Origin of the sequence: Myxococcus sp. CA040A (assembly GCF_013336725.1) — a bacterium.
GTDB classification, from domain to species: domain Bacteria; phylum Myxococcota; class Myxococcia; order Myxococcales; family Myxococcaceae; genus Myxococcus; species Myxococcus llanfairpwllgwyngyllgogerychwyrndrobwllllantysiliogogogochensis.
This window is the reverse complement of record NZ_JABUMR010000004.1, coordinates 174,225-195,120: the sequence shown is the minus strand read 5'-3', so window position 1 is coordinate 195,120 and position 20,896 is coordinate 174,225. Positions and strand designations below refer to the sequence as shown.

Genomic DNA, 20,896 nt, shown 5'->3' with positions numbered 1-20,896 from the left:
TGGAAAGTTTCCGGAGGGTGCTCGGTTGGCTGCTTCACGAGCCCTTGCCGCGAACGACGCCTTGTGCACGGGGCGTAGGGGGCAATCGGGACGGATCCGTATCGTCATCCCGCCCCGGGAAGGTGGTGGGGGGCGTGTGACGGGCGAACCGAGTGCCTTCGGGTGGACAGTACCCGTGGGCGAGCTGGGCGAACCAGGGATTCAGCGTCGAGGAGAGGGGCTCGGGCGCAGGGCCGTCGTCGTCCGGGTCCGGCTCTGGGAGGGCCTCCTCGGCTTCGGCCTCCTGGAGCTCGTCCTCGTCTTCGATCAGCTGTGCGGCGCTGCTGACGGAGACCTCGGCCTCCTCCACCTCATCGCTGCTGATTTCGTCCGGTTCATCGAGACGTGGGCGGGAGTGGGATGGAGTAGGCCCCGCGTCGTCACCGTCCTCGATGGCCTGGGCTTCGTCCTCGGAGATCTCCTCGGGCTCGTCCTCGGGTTCGGCGGCCGAGGTGGCGGCCTTCAGGGCGGGGCGAGCGGCGGCGCCGTCGATGGGCTCCAGCCGGGGCGGTCCGTCCACGGACATCAGCCGGGGAGGGCGCTGACGGGGGACGGGGGGCGGCGGCGCGCTGGCGCGAGGGGGCAGCGCGGGTGGGCGGTCGGGTTCACTTCGGGCGGAACGGTCCGTGTCCGACGTTGGAGCGCCGGGCCGGAGGATCGGCGGACCGCGATCCGTATCGGGGGAGGGGAGGTCGCCCAGGAGGGGGGCGGGGCGGTCCGTGCTGGTGAGGACGGGGCCTGGGGTGAGAACGGGGGGCGGACGCTCGGGATCGGTCGCGCTTCCACGAAGTGAGGCGGTGCGGCCGGGCTCGGTGGGCGGGGTCGGGCGGACCAGGGGCGGGAGTCGGTCGGCGTCAAAGGCGCCGCGCGGACGCTCGGGTTCGACGATGCCCGAGGGGCGCGGGGTGTGTCGCTCGGGGTCGGTGCTTCGTGGCGGGAGCTCGGGGACGGCTCCTCGGCCCGAGGGACGCTCCGGGTCGGTGGTGCCCGTGCGAGTTGAAGCGCGCTCCAGCTCGGACACGGACGTGGTCCGGCCCGAGGGACGCTCCGGATCCGGGGCAGTGGCTCCGCGAACAGAGGGACGCTCCGAGTCGGTGGTTCCCGTGCGCGTTGACGCACGTTCCACGTCGGACACGGATGGGGTTCGACCAGAGGGGCGCTCCGGCTCGGGGACGGGAGTACCGCGAACGGAGGGACGCTCCGAGTCAGTGGACGAACCCGTACGTGTGGAGGGGCGTTCCGGCTCGGGAACCGGTGCACCGCGAGCCGACGGGCGTTCCGATTCGGTGGAGCCGCTCGTGCGTGCCGGGGGACGTTCAGGCTCGGGAACCGGGGCACCGCGAACCGATGGGCGCTCCGAGTCGGTGGAGCCGCTCGTGCGTGCCGAGGGACGTTCTGGCTCGGGAACGGCAGCGCCACGAACCGATGGGCGCTCAGAGTCAGTGGAGGAACTGCCGCGCGCCGAAGGACGTTCTGGCTCGGGAACGGCAGCGCCACGAACTGATGGGCGCTCAGAGTCAGTGGAGGAACTGCCGCGCGCAGAAGGACGTTCTGGCTCGGGAACGGCAGCGCCGCGAACCGACGGGCGGTCCGATTCGGCGGAGGAACCGGCGCGACCTGTGGACCGCTCAGGTTCGGAGACGGAGTTGGTGCGCCCAGACGGACGCTCCGATTCGCGGACCGCATCCGTACGGGCTGCTCCTCGCTCCGAGTCGACGGACTGAGTCCCCTTTGTCGGAGTGGTGAGCTGAGACATCCGACGGGAAGGCGTCTCCACTCGCGACGATGTGCTCCGACTGGCGAGCACGGAGCGAGCAGGGATGATCGGCGTCGGAGCAGGTGCTTCGTCCTCGTGCCTTGCGGCGATAGGGCTGCGGACGATGGGCGTGGGCGAAGGCGGTTCGTCCCTCTGGAGCGGCGCCGGAGCCCGGACGATGGGCGTCGGCGAGGGCGGCTCGTCGAACGGAAGCGGAGCGGGAGCCCGAACGATGGGCGTGGGCGAGGGCGGCTCATCCCGCTGGAGCGGAGCGGGAGCCCGGACGATGGGCGTAGGCGAAGGGGGCTCTTCCCGCTGGAGCGGCGCTGGAGCCCGAACGATGGGCGTGGGCGAGGGCGGCTCATCCCTCTGGAGCGGCGCTGGAGCCCGGACGATGGGCGTAGGCGAAGGGGGCTCTTCCCGCTGGAGCGGCGCTGGAGCCCGAACAATGGGCGTGGGCGAGGGCGGCTCATCCCTCTGGAGCGGCGCTGGAGCCCGAACAATGGGCGTGGGCGAGGGCGGCTCATCCCGCTCGAGCGGCGCTGGAGTCCGAACGATCGGCGTGGGCGAGGGCGGCTCATCCCGCTCGAGCGGCGCTGGAGTCCGAACGATCGGCGTGGGTGAGGGCGGCTCGTCCCTCTGGAGCGGCGCTGGAGCCCGAACGATGGGCGTGGGCGAAGGGGGCTCGTCGAGACTCAGCGGTGCAGTTGCACGGACGACCGGAGTGGGCGAGGGCGCTTCATCCGCGCGGTCGTCCCCATTCGAGGGCTCGCCAGCCTCAGGACGGGCACGTGATTCCTCGTCCGTCCTGGACGACTGTGGCTCCACCGGCGTCGGGCCAGGTGGAGCATCTTCGAGGTGCGGTGTCGCGGACTTGCTGGGCTCCTCGGGCTTTTCGTCCTCCTCTCGAGCCTCCATCTGGCGGTCGGTAGGCTTCTCTTCGGACCCCGTCGCCTCGGTCGACGCCGCGCGAATCGGCGTGACGGGCGTCGGGTCCGCGGAGATGGCCGTCGACGTCAGGGGCGTCGGCTCTGACGGCGCGGGACTCGTTGCTCCATTCGAGGTGGAGACCTCGGGACTCGATGTCGCCGCGGGAGGAACGACAGCCCTCTCGCGCAGGGGCAGACCCATCACGACGGGCGGTTCGATGGGGCGGGCGTCCGGCTCCGTCTTGATGAGCCGCGTATCGAACCCGTCGTCCAGCACCATCCCCATCACGACGGGCGGATCGTCACTGGAGGCGTCGACAGGGGGCTCGGCGGGACTCTCCGCGACGTGTTCTCGCTTCTCGGGCTGGGGAATCTTCACCCGCCCACTGTCCGGAGGCAGCAGCGTCGCGAGCCGGCTGGTGGGGGTCCCCGTCACCATCGTCGCCGCCGGTAGATCGTCCTCGCTCGACCTCGTCACCGGACCCGTTCGCTTCTCCAACAGCGAGTCGTAGAGGTCCAGCAACTGGCCCCGGATGACGCCGGCATCGAGCGCGGCCTCGGCGTGCTCGCGGGCTCGATTGCCCATCTCGACACGACGGGGAATGTTCCGCGCCAGCTCGATGATGCGGTCGGCCATGGCCCGGCTGTCCCCGGCCGGGAAGAAGAGCGCCGCGTCCTCTGGAATGAGCTCGCGGCAGACGGGCAGGTCGGCGGCGATGACGGGACGGCCAGCGGCGAAGTACTCGGACACCTTGGCCAGGGGGCCACCCTGCAGCCGATTGCGCTCCACGTCGTCGAGCGCGAGCACTCCCACGTCCGCCAGCGCGAGCACCTTCGCCACGTCGTCGTGATGCACTGGCGGCTGGAACTCCACCCGGTCCTTCAGGCCGAGGTCCTTCACGAGGTCATCCAGATGGGGCTGCCAGTCCGGGTGCTGCGCTCCCACGAGCGTGAGGCGCACCTCGACCTGTTGCCCCGCCAGCGCGACGGCGCGCAGCAACGTCGGCAGGCCCTGCCAGCCCACGTGGCTGCCCAGGTACATCAACCGCAGGGGCTCGCCATCCGGAGCGCCCAGCACATCGGGCGCGAACGGCGCGAGGTCCACCGGCGCGCGCACGACGCGGATGAGCTCCTCGCTCGCACCGAGCGACTGGATGTACGAGCGCGTCGTCTGGGAGCCGGTGACGATGAGGTCCGCGTTCATCAGGCAGAACAGCTCCTGCCTGCGGACCTTCGATAGGAAGCGCCGGTCGCCCTCCGTCTGCGGATGCGTGTAGCGCAGCTCCTGGGAGGGGAAGGTCTGGGCCTCGTAGATGAGGCGGTAGCCGTAGTCGCCCTTCAGCTCGCACAGGGCATAGCCGCCGAAGGGGTCCGTGAAGTGGGCGAGCGCGTAGTCCTCGCTCTCAAGCTGGCGGCGGACGGCCCGCTCGAACGCCTGGATTCGAGAGGCGAGGTCGCCCGAGCCTACCGGGACGCGCAGCAGTCGAGCACCCTGGTACTTCTCGATGTGGGAGTGGTCAGGCGTCTTCGCCGATAGCACCACCACGGAGAAGCGATCCGGCAACGCCTTGAGGTACTCGGTCAAACGACGTGACGAGCCGGAAGGGCCGGGGATGACGTCGAAGCTGCACAGGAGCAGTCTGGGCAGGTCGCTCAAAGCGGGGGCAGAATACCCAGGTGCATCCTGGGTGTCATCGGGTGAGGTGGTGGGGAGGGGGTCGGGCGACGAACACAAGCAATGCTGGCACGTTGACCCACCACGGCCGGCGACCTAAAGGCGACCTTGCCCATGGACGACCTCAAGAGCGTCACCGTCGGCTCCCTGAGAGAGCTGGCCCGGAAGCATCTGGGGAGCGGATACAGCAAGCTCAATAAGGAAGAGTTGATCGCCGCCCTTGCCGGGTTCGTTCCCGCGCTCGCGAAGCTTGCCCGGTTGGCGGGCATCGAGCTGCCGCGCAAGCGCCCCGCCGCGAAGAAAGCCTCGGCCGAGCCCGCCAAGGCCCCCAAGAAGCCCGAATCCACCCGGGGGGCCGCGTCGAAGGCCAAGGTCATGACGCCCTCCGCCAAGGCGAAGGCGTTGACCCGGACCGCGTCCAAGGCCGCTCCGCCAGTGAGGGCGCTGACCGTGTCCTCGAAGGCGAAGGGGCAACCGTCAGTGAAAGCGGGACCTGTATCGGCCAAGCCGACGGTGAAGGCCGGAGCTGCGTCATCCAGGGCGAAAGCACAGCCCCCCGTGAAAGTTCCGGCCGCGCCATCCAAGACGAAGGTCGCCGCCAGTTCGTCCAAGGCAAAGCCCCAGGTCGAGTCCAAGGCGAAGGTCGCCGCCAGTTCGCCCAAGGCAAAGCCCCAGGTTGAGTCCAAAGCGAAGGTCGCCGCCAGTTCGTCCAAGGCGAAGCGTCAGGACGAGCCCAAGGTGAGGGTTGCCGCCAGTTCGTCCGAGGCGAAGCGTCAGGACGAGGCCAAGGTAAAGGTCGCCGACGCACCGTCCAAGGCAAAGGTCTTGGTTGAGCCCAAGGCGAAGGTCGCCGCCAGCTCATCCACGGCGAAGCGTCAGGCCGAGCCCAAGGTGAGGGTCGCCGCATCGTCCAACGCAGAGCCCCAGGTCGAACCCAAGGTGAAGGTGGCCGCCAGTTCATCCGAGGCGAAGCGTCAGGACGAGCCCAAGGTGAAGGTCGCCGCGTCGTCCAAGGCGAAGCGTCAGGATAAGCCCAAGGCGAAGGTCGTCGCCGAACCGTCCAAGGTGAAGGTCGCCGCCGCATCGTCCGAGGCAAGGCCCCAGTTCGAGCCCACGGCGGAGATGGCCGCATCTGCCAAGGTGAAGGCGCAGCGAGAACCGAAGGTCTCCGCCGCTGCGACCACGACGAGCGAGGCACCCACGGAGGTGAATCGCTCGACGGTATCGGAAACGGAGCAGGAGCCTGCAGTCGCCGCGAAGTCGGTCCCCTCGACGGGAAGCGACTTCCCTGTCGAGAGTGCCGTACCCATCATCGAGACGGCGAAGCCCGCGGATTCGCTCTCCGCTGACAAACCGCGTGCAAAGACCCCACGGAAGGCGGCCACCGAGATGTCGGAGCAGGGACGTGTCTCCGCACCCAAACGCGTGGCGGCCAAGCGCGCTTCCGAGAAGCCGGACAGTCCACCCTCCGCGCGTCCGGCTCACATCGTGAACTTTCCACCCAAGCCCCGCGGTTCGCGCGACACGGCGACGTTCGCGGAGCCCGAGGTCGAGCCTGGTGCTCGTGCTGAAGCGGCCCCTGCCACCCCGTCCGAGCCAGGCTCGGGGACAGCTCCCTCAGCGCCTCCGGTGGAACAGCATCCCGCCGAGCCGCTGATCGAGGGTTTCTTCGTCGCACGCGTCCGAGGTGAGGCAGAGGCCCGCCGGCATCATCTCCAGGAGCAAGCCGCGTCAACCTCGGCTCCCCGCGTTGGTGCGGAGTCCGAAGGACTGGAGCCACTTCCTGTCGAGTATCAGGACGACACCGCGCTGCTCCTCCCGAGGGACCCGCATACCCTCTTCGCCCTGTGGGATTTCAGTCCCGCTACGCGCGCGCGTGCGATGCACGGACTGGAGGAGCCGCGAGCCGTCCTGCGCGTCTTCGACGGCGAGTTGCTCGTGCGCGAAGTGGATTGCGCACTCGAGTCGCGCGGCTACTACATCCACGGGCTCTCACCCGGGAGGCCGTACCGGTTCGAGGCGCATTTCGTCGGGCACGACGGGCGGAATCATCGCATCGGTCCTTCCAGCAATCGCGTGGCGCTTCCGCCAGCGGGCGTGTCGACCGATACCTCGGTGCGCTTCCTTCGCCGGCCCATTCCGGTGGAGCCCGAGGCACCCGTGGTGTCTCCCGTCGCCACCCCGACTGAGGAGAACCGCGAGCGCGAGTACGTCACGTGGCACCGCGTGAATCTGCCCGGCAGCGCGGGTGCGAAGGACATTCCCGTCGTCCACCGTGAAGGTGTCGGGCCCGGTGTTCCTCCGTCCCCCGGAGGACCGGGCGCCCAGGTGGGCTCCGGGACCTATCTGCAAGGTGTCGAGCGCGCACCGGGAGCCTCGGACCAGCGCTACCTCGCCTCGCATCGCTACCTGGAGGCGCAGGAGCGCGCGGCGGGTGCGTCGGACATGCGGTACGGGGACGGCGTCGTGCAGCCCACGTCGTCGCCGCATGCGTTCGAGTATCTCGAACTGGGGCAGGTGCGCGCTCCTGGAGCCTCCGACCAGCGATACCAGGATGGAGCGGTGCGCGGAGAAGCGCAGGGCGTCCGTCCCGCGTATCAGTACCTGGACATCGGTCGTGCGCCGGGTGCCTCCGACATGCGCTACGCCGAGCCCTCACAGCGAGCTCCCGCGAACACGGGCCCGGAGGAATTCGCGTCCGCGCCCCGCGCCTCGGACCTGAACTACTTCGAGTCCCCGACTCGTGCGTCGGGCGCTTCGGACCTGCGCTACTTCGAGTCACCACCTCGTGCTCACGGGGCCTCGGACCGGCGCGACTCGGACCTGTCGGGCAACACGACCCCTGGCGCGGTGACACACCCGTCAGGAACCTCGGAACAGGACGCGCACCGGAAGCCGCCCTCGGGTGGGGGCCGCTCGTGAACCCGCAAGGACACTTCGACCGACCATGAGCCTGGGCTCTCTCGCACTCGTCCTTCACGCGCACCTTCCGTTCGTCCGACACCCCGAGCACGAGGACTTTCTCGAAGAGGACTGGCTCTACGAGGCCATCTCCGAGACCTATCTCCCGTTGCTCCTCGCCTTCGACTCCCTGGCGGAAGACGGCATCCCGTTCCGGCTGTCGATGACGCTGTCTCCCACGCTCGTCACCATGCTCCGTGACGAGCTGCTGATGACGCGCTACTCGCGCAAGCTGGACCAGCTCTGCGAGTTGGGCGACCGCGAGGCCCACCGCACCCGGAACGATGCGACCTTCGGAAGACTGGCGCGCTTCTATCGCGACCACTTCGAGTCCCTGCGCCGGGCCTTCCACGACCGCTACCGTCGGGACCTCGTCGCCGCGTTCCGGCGCCTCCAGGACGCGGGCCACCTGGACATCCTCACGTGCAACGCGACGCATGGCTTCCTGCCGCTCATGCAGCAGGTGCCGGAGGCCGTGCGCGCCCAGGTGACGGTGGCCGCCAACCACTACCGTCAGAACTTCGGCAGGGACCCCGCGGGCATCTGGCTGGCTGAGTGCGGCTACTACCCGGGCCTGGAGCGCGTCCTGGCCGCCGAGCGCATCCGCTACTTCTTCGTGGACACGCACGGCCTGACGGACGCCACGCCGCGTCCACTGCATGGCCCCTACGCACCCATCTTCACCGAGTCGGGTGTCGCCGCCTTCGCGAGAGACCCGGAGAGCAGTCAGCAGGTCTGGAGCTCCGAGCACGGCTATCCGGGCGACCCGGACTACCGCGAGTTCTACCGGGACATCGGCTGGGACCTGGACCTGGACTACATCCGTCCGTTCATCCAGCCCACGGGGGACCGGAAGAACACCGGCTTCAAGTACTACCGCATCACCGGGAAGACGAACGACAAGCAGCCCTATGACCCGGAGCTGGCGCGTGAGCGCGCCGCGGTGCACGCCGGCAACTTCCTCTTCAACCGCCAGCGACAAATCGAGCACCTCGCCTCGCGTCTTGGAGGTCGCAAGCCCGTGGTCGTCGCGCCCTACGACGCGGAGCTGTTCGGGCACTGGTGGTTCGAGGGCCCGTGGTTCCTGGAAGCACTCATCCGCAAGGCGGCGCGCGAGCAGTCCACGTTCGAGCTGGTGACGCCGTCGGACGACCTGCGCGAGACGCCGGAGAACCAGGTGGCCACGCCGCCGATGTCCTCCTGGGGCGCGGGCGGCTACGCCCATATGTGGCTGGATGGCACCAACGACTGGGTCTACCGCCACTTGACACACTGCGCGCGGAAGATGGTGGAACTCGCGCGGGACTTCCCCGACGCCACGGTTCTGCAACGTCGCGCGCTCAACCAGGCGGCGCGGGAACTGCTGCTCGCCCAGAGCTCCGACTGGGCCTTCATCATGAAGACGGGCACCATGGTGGAGTACGCCAGGCGGCGCACCCAGGAACACGTGCGGCATTTCCTCCGGCTGCACGACGAGTTGCGCGCGGGCACCATCGACGAGGGCTGGCTTGCTCAATTGGAGGGCCGCGACAACGTCTTTCCGGAACTCGACTACCGTCTCTATCGCCCGGGGTGACCTTCCGGCACGTGGGCGTCGGGCTCGAATGTTTCGATGGATGACCGTGGGCCGTTTCGCTTGCGGGACAGCATTTCGGCTTTAGCTTGGGGAGCATATGAACCGTTCTTCCGTCGCGTTCCGGAGAGCCCTGGCCACCGCGCTGCTCCTCGCCGTCCCGTCGGCCTCGTGGGCGCAGGCTCCGGCGCCCGCTCCCGCGCAGGGCCAGCCCGGCAACCTCCAGCCGGCGACCCGGGAGGCGCAGGCGCTCCCTTCGCTGGCGCCGCTGGTGGACTCGGTGAAGTCCGCCGTCGTCAACGTGGACGTGCAGGCCCGTGGCGGTGGCGGAGGGCCGAGGGGCATGGAGGACAACCCGCTCTTCGACCGCTTCTTTGGCGGTGGGGGAGGCCGGGGAGGAGGACGGGAGCAGCTCCGCCAGGGCGCGGGCTCCGGCTTCATCATCGAGCCGACAGGCATCGTCCTCACCAACAACCACGTGGTGGAGGACGCGGTGTCCATCACCGTGCGATTGGATGACGGGCGCTCGTTCTCCGCGGTCGTCGTGGGCAGGGACCCGCTCACCGACGTCGCGGTGGTGAAGATCAAGGACAAGGTGGAGGGGCTGCCCACGGTGAAGCTGGGCAACTCCGACGCGCTGCGCGTGGGCGACTGGGTCGTCGCCATTGGCAATCCCTTCGGATTGGCTTCCAGCGTCAGCCTGGGCATCGTCTCCGCGCGAGCACGCGACATCGGCGCGGGGCCCTACGACGAGTTCCTCCAGACCGACGCGGCCATCAACCCGGGCAACTCGGGCGGCCCGTTGTTCAACATGCGAGGTGAGGTCGTCGGCATCAACACCGCCATCGTCGGCGGCGGCACGGGAATCGGCTTCGCGGTGCCCAGCAACCTCGTCACGGCACTGGTGCCCCAACTGGAGAAGGAAGGCTCCGTCACGCGCGCGTGGCTGGGCGTGGGCATCCAGGACCTGACGCGGGACTTGTCGAGCGCGCTCAAGCTGCCGGTGACGGAGGGCGCCATCCTCACGCAGGTGAATCCTGCCTCTCCGGCGGCGAAGGCGGGCCTGAAGTCCGACGACGTCGTCACCGCCATCGATGGGCAGCCGGTGACGTCCAGCGGCCAGCTCACTCGCACCGTGGCGCTCAAGCGCCCGGGCAGCACCTCCACTCTGACGGTGTTCCGTGAAGGCAAGAAGCAGGACGTGAAGGTGATTCTTGGCACGCGGCCCGACCTGGAGGGTGTGACTTCGCGCAAGCCGCAGGGCGACGACTCGCAGGAGAGCTCGCGCCGCGTGGGCGTCAGCCTCCAGAACCTGGATGCGCGCACCGCGCAGCAGGCGGGCTTCAATGAGCGCCAGGGCGCCCTCATCACCGACGTGGTGCCGGGCTCTCCGGCGGACCGCGCGCAGCTCGAACCGGGCATGGTGGTGGTGGAGGCCAACCGCAAGCCGGTGAACAACGCGGACGACCTGGCCAAGGCGATTCGCGCGGCGCCCGCCGGCAGCACGCTGCTCCTGCGCGTGGCGGCCCCGGGAGGCAGCCGCATGCTCCGCGCCCTGCGCATGCCGTAGTGGAGCGGCGGACATGAGCGTCAACTACGTCGCGCTCGGAGACAGCACCGCGGTGGGCGTGGGCGCGCCGCGCGGCGGGGGCTATCCCGAGCGCCTCGCCTCACGACTGCGCCGAGAGGGGCTGTCAGTGGGGCTCACCAATCTGGGCGTCAGCGGGGCGCGCGTCCGCGATGTCTTCACCGGGCAGCTCAAGGCCACGGTGGCCGCGCAACCCACGCTGGTGACGCTGGGGGTGGGGACCAATGACCTCTGGCGCGGCACGGCGGTGGAGGACTTCCAGGAGGAGTTGGAGCGCATCGCCCGGCGTCTGAAGCAGACGGGTGCCCCCCTGGTGCTGGTGAACATCGCGGACATGGCGATGGCGCCCGTCGCGAAGCTGGTGCCCAGTGCCCTCTACGAAGGACGCATCGAGCCCTTCAACGCCGCCATCGCCCAGGTGGCGCGCACGGAGGGGCTGCACCTGGTGGACATGTATTCGGCGAGTCGGGAGATGTTTCCCCGCTCGCCGCACTTCTTCTCCGGGGATGGCTTCCACCCCTCCGAGGAAGGCTACGAGGAGTGGGCGGACCTGATGTTGCCCACGGTGCGCACGCTCGTGTCCCGCTGAGGCAGCGGGGCCGCGCTACGCCTTGGCCACGCCGCCGGGAGGAGCGCTGGCGGTCGGCTCGGTCGGAGGCGCGTGGGGGCCTCGCTCGCGACCGGGGTGGATCTCCATGCCCATCTCGAACGGCGTCGTGCGGTTGCGACCCGTGCGCTTGCTGCAATAGAGGGCCGCGTCCGCGCTGTCGACGAGTCCCTCTTGCGTGTTGGCGTCGCTGGGGAAATGGGACACGCCCACGGACACGGTGACGTGGCCGCCCGGGAGGCCCGGCTGGTTGAGCACGACGGTCTCCGCCACCGCGCGACGCAGCTTCTCCGCCACATCCACCGCGTCCTGCTTGGTGGCCTGGGGGAGGAGAATGACGAACTCCTCGCCGCCATAGCGCGCCAGCGTGTCCACCTTGCGCACGCGCGAGCGGAGGATGTCGCAGACGCGGCGGAGCGTCTCGTCACCCGCCCGGTGGCCGGCCAGGTCGTTGAGGCGCTTGAAGTGGTCCACGTCCACCATGAGCAGCGCCAGTGACGTGCCGAAGCGCTGCGCTCGCGCCAGCTCCAGCTCCATGCGCTGGAAGAGGTGACGCCGGTTGGGCACCCCCGTCAGCGGGTCCGTCATGGTGAGCTTCACCGTCTCCGCGTGCAGTTGGGCGTTCTTCACGGCGGCCGCCGCGATGTCCGCCACCGCGGTGAGCAGCTCGATTTCCCCCGCCGAGAAGCTGGCGATGAGCGGACGCTGGAAGTTCACCACGCCCATGAGCGTGCCAGCGTGCACCATGGGCACCGCGAGCAGCGCGCCGGTGAGCATGGCGTCCGTCACCAGTCCGCGCCGCGCGAAGATGCTGGAGTGGTCCGCGACGTCCGGCAGGTACACCGCCTTGTGCGTCTGGGCCGCGCGGCCGCAGGCGCCTTCGCCCACCGAGAAGGTGAGCCCCTCCGAGCTACGGCCCTCCGGCCACGCCTGCTTCACCTCCAGCGCGCCCTCCGGGCTGACGAGCATGATGGAGAACTCCGGAATCTGGAGCCGCTCCACCACCAGCCGGGTGACGGCCTCCAGCAGTTCGTCCAGCTCCAGCGTGGCGTTGAGGGAGCGCGTCACGTCGAACAGCAGCGACAGCTCGCGAAGCCGGTCTTCCAACTCGTCCTTGAGCGCGAGCTTCTCCTTCACCAGCTCCAGGTCGCGGTGGGTGTCGATCTCCTCCGCCTTCATCGCGGTGAGCCGCGCCAGCATCTGGTTGAAGGCGGCGCCCAGGCGCGCGATTTCATCCGTGCCGCGCACGTCCGCGCGCACCAGCAGATCTCCCGCCTCCGCGCGCCCCATGGCCGCGCTCAGCCGACGCAGCGGACGCGTGAGGTTGAAGTGCAGCGACAGCGCGATGACGAGCGCGAGCAGGATGGCGAACACCGCCATGGACCCCAGCGCGCCACCGAACACCTTCGTCAGTTGCTGATGCAGCGCGGGCTCCGTCATCCGCATCTGCAGGACACTGGCGCCCGGAACCTCCCCGCGCGAGTGACAGCTCCCGCACTCCGGACCGCCCAGGGGCCGCACCACCTCCGTGACATCGTCCGCCGAGCGCGCCGTCTCCGGCCCGGGGCGGGTGAGCCGCGAGGCCTCCGGATGCACCGAGCCGACCTCGGACGGCTCGCGAGACCAGCGCACGCGTCCGTCCGGCGTCAGCACACGCACGTCCGCCACCGAGCGGAACAACCGCGTGTCCGAGTGGAGCACCTCCGCCACCGCGCCATGCGCGGGCGCACCGGGCCCCTGCGGCAACATGAATGTCGAGGCGACGAACTCCGCGAGTGCGAGCGACTCCACCTGCGTGGCGTCCTGCACCGCCACCCGCGCCTCGCGCCAGAAGTGGCCCACGCCCAGCAACGCCACCACCAACCCCGGCAGAGCGATGCTCCAGAGGAGCTTCCGGCCTACGGTGTCGGGACCCAGGGGCATGCGCGCGTTCGCGTCACTTCGTTCGAAAGGATTCAACTCGTTTCACGAAGAGTCCGCGGAATTGTCAATGGGCTGACGCGGACTGTCAAACGTACTTGCATGGGAATTTTATCATTCCGTTGGCGCATCCGGTTGGCGCACGTCGACGTCCGCGTGCGTCGGGATGGGCGTGACGGTTAGAAGGGCCACCTCATGGCGACCGAGTTGCTCACGTCCTCGTTGCTTCCCGTTCCGCACGGCTTCGCGACTCGCGCGGGCGGTGTGTCCGAGGGGCCCTTCGCCTCGCTCAACCTGGGGTTCTCCACGGGAGATGACCGGGCGAAGGTGGAGGAGAACCTGCGCAGGCTGGCCACGGCGGCCGGTGCTCCGCTGGGCGCGCTGTCGCGTGTCTCCCAGGTGCACGGGGACCGGGTGCTGGAGGTCCGGGTGGAGGAGGGGGGCGACACGCTGCGGCCTCCCGAGGGCGAGGCGGACGGGCTTTGGACCGAAGTGCCCGAAACGTGGGTGGCCGTGGGCACGGCGGACTGCGTACCGGTGTTGCTGGTGGACCCGGACGGACGGCGTGTGGCGGCGGTGCACTCGGGGTGGCGTGGGACGGACGCGGATATCAGCGCTCGCGCGGTGGAGGCGCTGGTGGCGCGAGGGGCTCGGCCAGAGCGACTGCTGGCGGCGGTGGGGCCCGCGATTCAGCGCTGTTGCTACGAAGTCTCGGCGGAGCTGGGGCAGCGCTTCACGACGCGCTTCGGCTCGGAAGTCGTGGCCGAGGAGGGCGGGCGCATCCGGTTGGACCTGTCACGGGCGGTGCGGCTGACGTTGCTGGGTGCGGGGCTGAGGTCGGCCCATGTGGACGTGCTACAGGCCTGTACCGCGTGCGAGCCCTCGCGGTTCTTCTCCCACCGGCGTGACGCGGGGCGTACCGGACGCCACCTCAACCTGGTGGTAAACAGGTTCTAGGCGGGGAGCGCCGGCCGTTTTCTTGACGCTCTCCGACGTGCCTTCCTATCCTCGGAGGGACTTTCATCCGTCGAGGCCCGTGCTCGAGCGCTCCGCCATCTTCCGCTTGCTCGCCGCAGCGCCGCTGTGCGCGCTGTGTGCTTGTGCCACCACCGCCGCCTCCCAGGCGGAGGTCGCGGCGCTGCAGGCGGAGCTGCGCACGCTGCGCGAGTCGCAGACGCGCCTGGTGGACCGGCTGGAGCGCCTGGAGGCCCATGCCGCCGTCGACCGCGCGCGGGCCCCTGGTGCCCCCGCGGCGAAGCAGTCCTCCACGGTTCCCGTGCGAGTCACCGCGCCGGAGCAGGGTGGGGCGCTGACGTCGACCCCGGACCTGGCGGTGGTGAAGCTCAAGCCGCGCTTCGAGCCCGCGCCCAAGCTGTCCACGCAGGTGGCGGTGGTGGAGCCCGAGTCCGAGCAGGTGGAGATGTTCATCAGCTCGGTGCCGGACGGCACGCCTGGGTCCGCCTCGGGTGGCACCACCCTGGCGTCGACGGGTGGGGCCACCATGGTGACCACGCGGGAGGATGACCCCGCGGACCAGCCGGACCCGGATGTCCTCGAGGCCGACTACGAGAAGTCGGTGTCGCTCCTGCGCACCGGCAACGTGGAGGGGGGCGTGCAGCGCCTGCGCCGCTTCTCCGAGGAGAACCCCCGCCACCCGCGCGCGGACAACGCGCTGTACTTCAGCGGGCTGGGGCAGATGGGGCTCAACGAGTTCAAGGACGCCGCGAAGTCGTTCGAGCGGCTGATCGCCACCTATCCCGCCGGGGACGCCATGCTGGACGGCATGCTCCGGCTCGCCGAGTGCCGGATGCGGCTCAACCAGGCCGCGGATGCCCGGGCTCTCTACACGCGCGTCGTCACCCAGTTTCCGGGGACGGCCGCCGCCACGCAGGCGGAGCAGCGGCTCGCCGCCCTCCCGCAGTGAAGTCTTCTTCGAAAGGATGTCGTGCGATGCGCACCCGGATCCTCACCTCGCTGATGTTGAGCCTCGCCGTCGCCCCCGCCTGGAGCGCATTCGCGCAGCAGCAGGAGGGCAGCGACCCGGAGGACACCGAGGCCGGCGGTGAGACGGAAGGCGCGGAGGTCATGGACGAGGCGCCCGAGCGCCCCTCCGGCACCAACGTGACGCTGCCGCCCGGCGCGGCCAAGGGCCGTGACAGCGCCCCCGGCGTGGTCCACACCGTCGAGTCCGGTGACACGCTGTGGGACCTGTCCTCGCGCTACCTGGGCAGCCCCTGGTACTGGCCGAAGGTCTGGTCCTACAACCCGGAGATCGCCAACCCGCATTGGATCTACCCGGGCAACCAGGTGAGCTTCTTCGGCGGGGGCGAGGAAGTGCCCCAGCGCGTGGAGACCGGCGACGACACCGTCGACGTGGCCGCCCCCACGGAGCTGTCCGGCGGGGACATGGTCTCGGTGTCGGGCAAGATTGGCTACGACGTGTCCTCGTCGCGGCCGGTGACGACGCAGGGTTTCGTCACCGCGCGCGAGCTGGAGGAGGCGGGCCGCATCGAGGGCTCCCCGAACGGCGCGCTGATGCTGGCCTTCCCGGACAACGTCTACGTGCGCTTCAAGCGCAAGGCCGACGCCAAGGTCGGTGACCGCTACGTCGTCTTCCACACCACGCAGAAAGTGAAGCACCCGCGCTCGGGCAAGGAGCTGGGCTTCCTGACGGACTTCGTGGGCACGCTGCGCGTGGTGCGCGTGGACAAGGGCGTCGTCACCGCGCAGATCGTCGACACCTGGGACGGCATCGAGCGTGGCGACCTGGTGGGCCCCTACGGCGAGAAGCTCAGCGAGCGCGTCGCCCCCCGGCCCAACACGAAGGAGCTCAACGCCACCGTCGTGACGGCGCTGGTGCCGTACCTGTCGCTGCTCGGCGAGCACAACACCGTGGTGCTGGACAAGGGCAGCGCCGATGGCGTCCAGCTGGGCAACACCTTCCTCATCCTCCGCCAGGGCGACCCGTCCCGGCAGGTGCTGGGCAAGCCGGAGCTCCCCCCGCCGCCCGCGTCCGACAAGGCGCTGCCGTGGGAGAACATCGGCACGTGCATGGTCACCGAGGTGAAGGAGCGCACCAACAACTGCCTGATGATGCGCTCCACCGAGGAGATCAACACCGGCGACCGCGCGTACATGCGCGTCAGCCCCGCCCCCACCGCCAGCCGCTGATTCCGGCAGGAAAAGTGCATCCCCTCCCGTCCAGGAGGGGTTGAGTGCTTGACCGGTGGCGGTCCGGTGTTTATGTGTCGCGCCCCTCCCTGCGGACCCATCTTCTATATAGGTGGGAATGGAGGGGGGTTGGGTATGGCGGACGCTGAGACGGACAGCCTCACGGCGGAACAGCAGGCATGCCTGGCGCTCTGGGCCGTTCCCGGCCTGGGGCCGAGGACGCTGGCCGCCTTGCGCGCATTCGCCGACGGTCGTCTCGCTCCCCTGGCCGCGACTCCGGTAGGAGACTGGGTGTCCGAAGCGCCGGTTTCCCCACAAGTTCGTCGTCGGCTGGCGACCCTGGAGCGGCTCCCCGTCGTCGCGGAGCGGTTGCAGGAGGCGTGTCACGCAGGAGGCATGCGGGTGGCGTTCGCCGAACAGCGGACCTATCCGGAGCGTCTCAAGCAGGTGGAGGACGCGCCGCCCCTGCTGTTCCACCGGGGCCAGCCCGGGCCGCCGCGCAGGCGGGTGGCCATGGTGGGCAGCCGACATCCGGATCAGGGTTTCCTGCCTTTTGCCCGTGCCTTCGCCCGTCAGGTGGCCGAGGGTGGGGTGGGGGTGGTGTCGGGTGCGGCGGCGGGCGTGGACCGGGCGTGCCACTGGGGTGCACTGGACGTGGGCGCGGAGACGTGGGCTTTTCTGGGGTCGGCGCTGGATGCGTTGGACCCGGCGCAAGCCCGCCTGCTTCCTCACTTCTTGGAGAGGGGCGGGGTGTTCTTCAGCGAGCTGCCGCCTGGGGTGCGGGCAAGCACCTCCACGTTCCCCCGGCGCAACCGGCTCATCTCCGGCGCATCGGATGCGGTCCTGGTGATGAGGGCGGGGGCGGAGTCGGGCAGTTTGCACACGGCGAAGGCGGGGCGGGCGCAGGGACGGCCGGTGCTGGCGATGCCGGGGGATGTACGTCAGGCGGATGCGGCAGGCTGCAACGCCCTGCTGCGGGAAGGGCACGCGAGTGCGTGCCTGGATGCGAAGGACGTCTGGCGGGCGGTGGGTGTTGACCCTGGGTGGATGGTGGCGCCGGGAAAGGCTGATTCGTGGGAAGGGCTCTCCGCGGAAGCGCGGGGCGCCTATGCGGTGTTGGACCGGATTCCCCGGACGTTCGATGAGGTGCTGACCGGGAGCACCCTCACACCCGCGGCGCTCGTCAGCGCGCTGGTGGAGCTGGAGATGACGGGGCTGGTCGTCCAGCACCCGGGCAGGCTGTACGAGAAGATCTAGGTAGGAGAGTCATGGCCACGCGGACGAAGAAGAAGGCGGAAGAGACCGAGGCGACCGAGGAGAAGGCGCCCCGCGAGGCGACCGGTCGCACGGCCGCCAAGAAGAAGACTGCGGCCAAGAAGAAGCCCGCGGCCAAGAAGGCCGCGGCCAAGAAGACCGCGGCCCGCCGACGTACCACCAAGAAGGGTGACGACGACTCGCTGCCCGCCGTGGACGCGGACGCCGAGGAAGAGGCCACGCCGCGCGGCAAGGGGCCGCACTACCTGGTCGTCGTGGAGTCGCCCGCCAAGGCGAAGACCATCAAGAAGTACCTGGGCTCCGGCTACACGGTGAAGGCGTCCGTGGGGCACGTGAAGGACCTGCCCAAGAGCAAGATTGGCGTCGACGTGGAGCACGACTTCCAGCCCGAGTACGAGGTCATCAAGGGCAAGGAGAAGGTGCTCAACGAGCTGAAGAAGATGGCGAAGTCCGCCGACAAGGTCTTCCTGGCCACGGACCCCGACCGCGAGGGCGAGGCCATTGCGTGGCACATCAAGGAAGAGCTGGCGCATCCGGACGCGATGCGGGTGACCTTCAACGAAATCACCAAGAAGGCCATCCAGGAAGCCATCGCCCAGCCGCGTGAGCTGAACCAGGACAACTACGACTCGCAGCAGACGCGTCGCATCCTGGACCGCCTGGTGGGCTATCAAATCTCGCCGCTGCTCTGGCAGAAGATCCGCCGGGGCCTGTCCGCCGGACGCGTGCAGTCCGTCGCGGTGCGCCTCATCGTGGAGCGCGAGGCGGAGATCAAGGCCTTCGTCCCCGAGGAGTACTGGACGCTCGACGCGCTCCTGGAAGGCCCCACCGGCCCGCCGCCGTTCAAGGCCAAGCTGTCCAAGGTGGATGGCAAGAAGGTGGAGCTGAAGGACCGCGCCATCACCGAGGGCCTGGTCAACGAGCTGAAGGACGCCGCGTTCTCCGTGGCCAAGGTGGACCGCCGCGAGCGGCGCCGCAACGCGCCCGCGCCCTTCATCACCTCCAAGCTCCAGCAGGAGGCGGCCAACCGACTGTCCTTCACCGCGAAGAAGACGATGACGCTGGCGCAGAAGCTCTACGAGGGCGTGCCCCTCGGCGAGGAAGGCCAGACGGCGCTCATCACGTATATGCGCACGGACTCCACGCGTCTGTCGGACGACGCCGTGAAGCAGGTGCGGGAGATGATCGGCTCCAAGTACGGCGCGGAGTACCTGCCGGAAGAGCCGGTGGTCTACAAGTCCAGGAAGAGCGCGCAGGACGCCCACGAGGCCATCCGCCCCACGTCGCTGGAGTACCCGCCGGAGCGCGTGCGGCCCTTCTTCGACGCGATGGACGAGCAGGACATGTTCCGGCTCTACGAGCTCATCTACAACCGCTTCGTGGCGTGCCAGATGAAGCCCGCCGTGTATGACCAGACGAGCGCGGACATCGCCGCGGGCCGGGCCACGTTCCGCGCCTCCGGCAGCACGCTGAAGTTCCCCGGCTACCTCGCGGTGTACGGCGCGGGCCTGACGCCGGAAGAGGAGTCGGAGAAGGAGAAGGCCAAGGCCGCGGGCGAAGAGGGCGCGGATGGCGCCGACGCCGTGGGCGACCTGCCGCTGCTCAACGACAACGACAAGCTCGGCCTGCAGAAGCTCCTGCACGAGCAGCACTTCACCCAGCCGCCCCCGCGCTTCAGCGAGGCCACGCTGGTGAAGGAGCTGGAAGAGAAGGGCATTGGCCGCCCGTCCACCTACGCGGCCATCCTCTCCACCATCCAGGACAAGAAGTACGTGGAGAAGCTGGAGGGCCGCTTCCGGCCCACGGACCTGGGGCAGATGACGAACGAGATGCTCGTCAAACACTTCCCCCACGAGCTGGACGTCACCTTCACCGCGACGATGGAGGAGAAGCTCGACCAGATCTCCGAGGGCGAAGCGAAGTGGGTGTCGGTGCTGCGCGACTTCTACGGGCCCTTCAAGGACACGCTCGAGAAGGCGAAGGCGGAGATGCGCGACGTCAAGCGCGAGGAGATCAAGACCGACATCGCCTGTGAGAAGTGCAGCAACCACTTCGTCATCAAGTTCGGAAAGATGGGGCACTTCCTCGCCTGTTCGAACTACCCCGACTGCAAGAACACCAAGGACTTCAAGCGGGATGCCGAGGGGAAGATCGTCATCGTCGAGGAAGAGACGACGGACGAGCTATGCGAGAAGTGCGGCAAGCCCATGGTCATCAAGCGCGGCCGCTTCGGGCGCTTCATGGCGTGCTCGGGCTACCCGGACTGCAAGACGTCCAAGCCCATCTCCATCGGCGTGGGTTGCCCGGAGTGCAAGCAGGGCTACCTGACCGAGCGCCGCAGTGGCCGCGGGAAGATCTTCTTCGGCTGCAACCGCTACCCGGACTGCCGCTTCGCCGCGTGGGACCGGCCCCTGGCGGAGGCGTGCCCGGATTGCGCGTCGCCGTATCTCCTCCAGAAGTACTCCAAGCGGGACGGCGCGTACGTCGCCTGCCCGAACAAGGAGTGCGGTTACCGGCGGGAGGTCGCTGAGCAGTCGGGCGTCCCCACGGACCCGGGAACTTCGTCGGCGGCCTGAAAACCCAAGTGTTTACAGGGGGCTGGCCCGTCCGTGGCTTGACAGCTTCGGCGGGCCCGCCCTACAACCCGACCAATGATTTCCTCGGTGGTCAGCGAGCTGCTGGTCAACGCGAGCCTCGCGGCCGCGGACGCCGGAAAGCTCGGCGTCACGGACTCCGTCATCAAGTTCTTCAAGGATGGCGGTCCGTTCATGTTCGTGAACCTGTTCTGGCTGGCGTGCGCGCTGGCGGTGGCGTTGGAGCGCATCGTCACGCTGGTGTTCCGCTACAACCTGAACCCGGCGCCCTTCATGGAGCAGATCTCCAAGCTGGTGCGCGGCGGCAACCTGGACCGCGCGGTGAAGGTGTGCGGCATGGCGCCGACCGCGCCCCTGGCCAAGGTCATCCGCGCGGGGCTGGTGCACGCGAACCGGGGTGAAATCGAGGTGGCCAAGGCGGTGGAAGAGGCCCTCATCGAGCACAGCCCGCATGTGTCCAAGCGCATCCCCTGGCTGTGGTCCCTGGCGAACATCGCCACGCTGGTGGGCCTGGTTGGCACCATCTTCGGCCTCATCGGCACCTTCCAGGCGCTGGGCGACGTGCCGGCGGACCAGAAGCAGCGGCTGTTGTCGGACGGCATCTCCAAGGCGATGAACAACACCGCCTTCGCGCTCTCCATCGCGGTGGTCTGCATCATCTTCCACCTGTTCCTCACGTCGTACGCGAAGAGCATGGTGGAGAGCCTGGAGCTCAACGCGCTGAAGCTGGAGAACCTCCTGTCGCGTCGCGGCAGCGTGGACCCGGCGGCCACGGAGCTCGAAGCCCGCGCGTCGTAGGGCGGGGCGA

Annotated in this window: 12 protein-coding genes; 10 read left to right on the top strand and 2 right to left on the bottom strand. The window is 69.2% G+C overall.

The window, feature by feature from the left end; translation table 11 throughout:
• Nucleotides 1-34 precede the first annotated feature (34 nt).
• Complete coding sequence (locus HUA75_RS46220; RefSeq protein ID WP_217446144.1) at nt 35-4,381, bottom strand: glycosyltransferase family 4 protein; 4,347 nt, start codon at nt 4,379-4,381, stop codon at nt 35-37.
• Nucleotides 4,382-4,513: 132 nt separating this feature from the next.
• Between HUA75_RS46220 and HUA75_RS17915 the strand changes: the two genes are divergently transcribed.
• The 4 genes from HUA75_RS17915 (at nt 4,514) to HUA75_RS17900 (ending at nt 11,110) form a co-directional block, all read left to right on the top strand.
• Nucleotides 4,514-7,321 (top strand): DUF4912 domain-containing protein, encoded by a 2,808-nt coding sequence (locus tag HUA75_RS17915; RefSeq protein ID WP_174487109.1) that lies wholly within the window; start codon nt 4,514-4,516, stop codon nt 7,319-7,321.
• A 25-nt stretch (nt 7,322-7,346) separates the two neighbouring features.
• Nucleotides 7,347-8,936: a glycoside hydrolase family 57 protein gene (locus HUA75_RS17910; protein WP_174487108.1), complete on the top strand. Its 1,590-nt coding sequence runs from the start codon at nt 7,347-7,349 to the stop codon at nt 8,934-8,936.
• A 97-nt stretch (nt 8,937-9,033) separates the two neighbouring features.
• On the top strand, nt 9,034-10,503 hold the full coding sequence (locus tag HUA75_RS17905; RefSeq protein WP_174487107.1) for a trypsin-like peptidase domain-containing protein: 1,470 nt from the start codon (nt 9,034-9,036) through the stop codon (nt 10,501-10,503).
• A gap of 13 nt (nt 10,504-10,516) precedes the next feature.
• Complete coding sequence (locus HUA75_RS17900; protein WP_174455211.1) at nt 10,517-11,110, top strand: SGNH/GDSL hydrolase family protein; 594 nt, start codon at nt 10,517-10,519, stop codon at nt 11,108-11,110.
• A gap of 15 nt (nt 11,111-11,125) precedes the next feature.
• Here the strand turns inward: HUA75_RS17900 and HUA75_RS17895 are convergent, their stop codons facing one another.
• The gene (locus tag HUA75_RS17895) at nt 11,126-13,051 is read right to left on the bottom strand and encodes a diguanylate cyclase (RefSeq protein ID WP_174487106.1); all 1,926 of its coding nucleotides are present in this window, start codon (nt 13,049-13,051) and stop codon (nt 11,126-11,128) included.
• 192 nt (nt 13,052-13,243) lie between these two features.
• Here HUA75_RS17895 and pgeF point away from each other — a divergent pair, with 192 nt between their 5' ends.
• From pgeF to HUA75_RS17865, 6 genes are all read left to right on the top strand, one after another.
• Nucleotides 13,244-14,005, top strand: a complete 762-nt coding sequence (gene pgeF / locus HUA75_RS17890) for a peptidoglycan editing factor PgeF (RefSeq protein WP_174487105.1) — start codon at nt 13,244-13,246, stop codon at nt 14,003-14,005.
• A gap of 79 nt (nt 14,006-14,084) precedes the next feature.
• Nucleotides 14,085-14,972: a tol-pal system YbgF family protein gene (locus HUA75_RS17885; RefSeq protein ID WP_141649130.1), complete on the top strand. Its 888-nt coding sequence runs from the start codon at nt 14,085-14,087 to the stop codon at nt 14,970-14,972.
• Nucleotides 14,973-14,998: 26 nt separating this feature from the next.
• Nucleotides 14,999-16,219 (top strand): LysM peptidoglycan-binding domain-containing protein, encoded by a 1,221-nt coding sequence (locus HUA75_RS17880; RefSeq protein WP_174455214.1) that lies wholly within the window; start codon nt 14,999-15,001, stop codon nt 16,217-16,219.
• A 135-nt stretch (nt 16,220-16,354) separates the two neighbouring features.
• Nucleotides 16,355-17,476 carry a DNA-processing protein DprA gene (locus HUA75_RS17875; protein WP_174455215.1) on the top strand — a complete coding sequence of 374 codons (1,122 nt, stop codon included), beginning with the start codon at nt 16,355-16,357 and terminating at the stop codon, nt 17,474-17,476.
• A gap of 11 nt (nt 17,477-17,487) precedes the next feature.
• A complete protein-coding gene (gene topA / locus HUA75_RS17870; RefSeq protein WP_174487104.1) occupies nt 17,488-20,070 on the top strand; it encodes a type I DNA topoisomerase in 2,583 nt (860 codons plus the stop codon).
• A 75-nt stretch (nt 20,071-20,145) separates the two neighbouring features.
• Nucleotides 20,146-20,886, top strand: a complete 741-nt coding sequence (locus tag HUA75_RS17865) for a MotA/TolQ/ExbB proton channel family protein (RefSeq protein ID WP_141648809.1) — start codon at nt 20,146-20,148, stop codon at nt 20,884-20,886.
• Nucleotides 20,887-20,896: the final 10 nt, after the last annotated feature.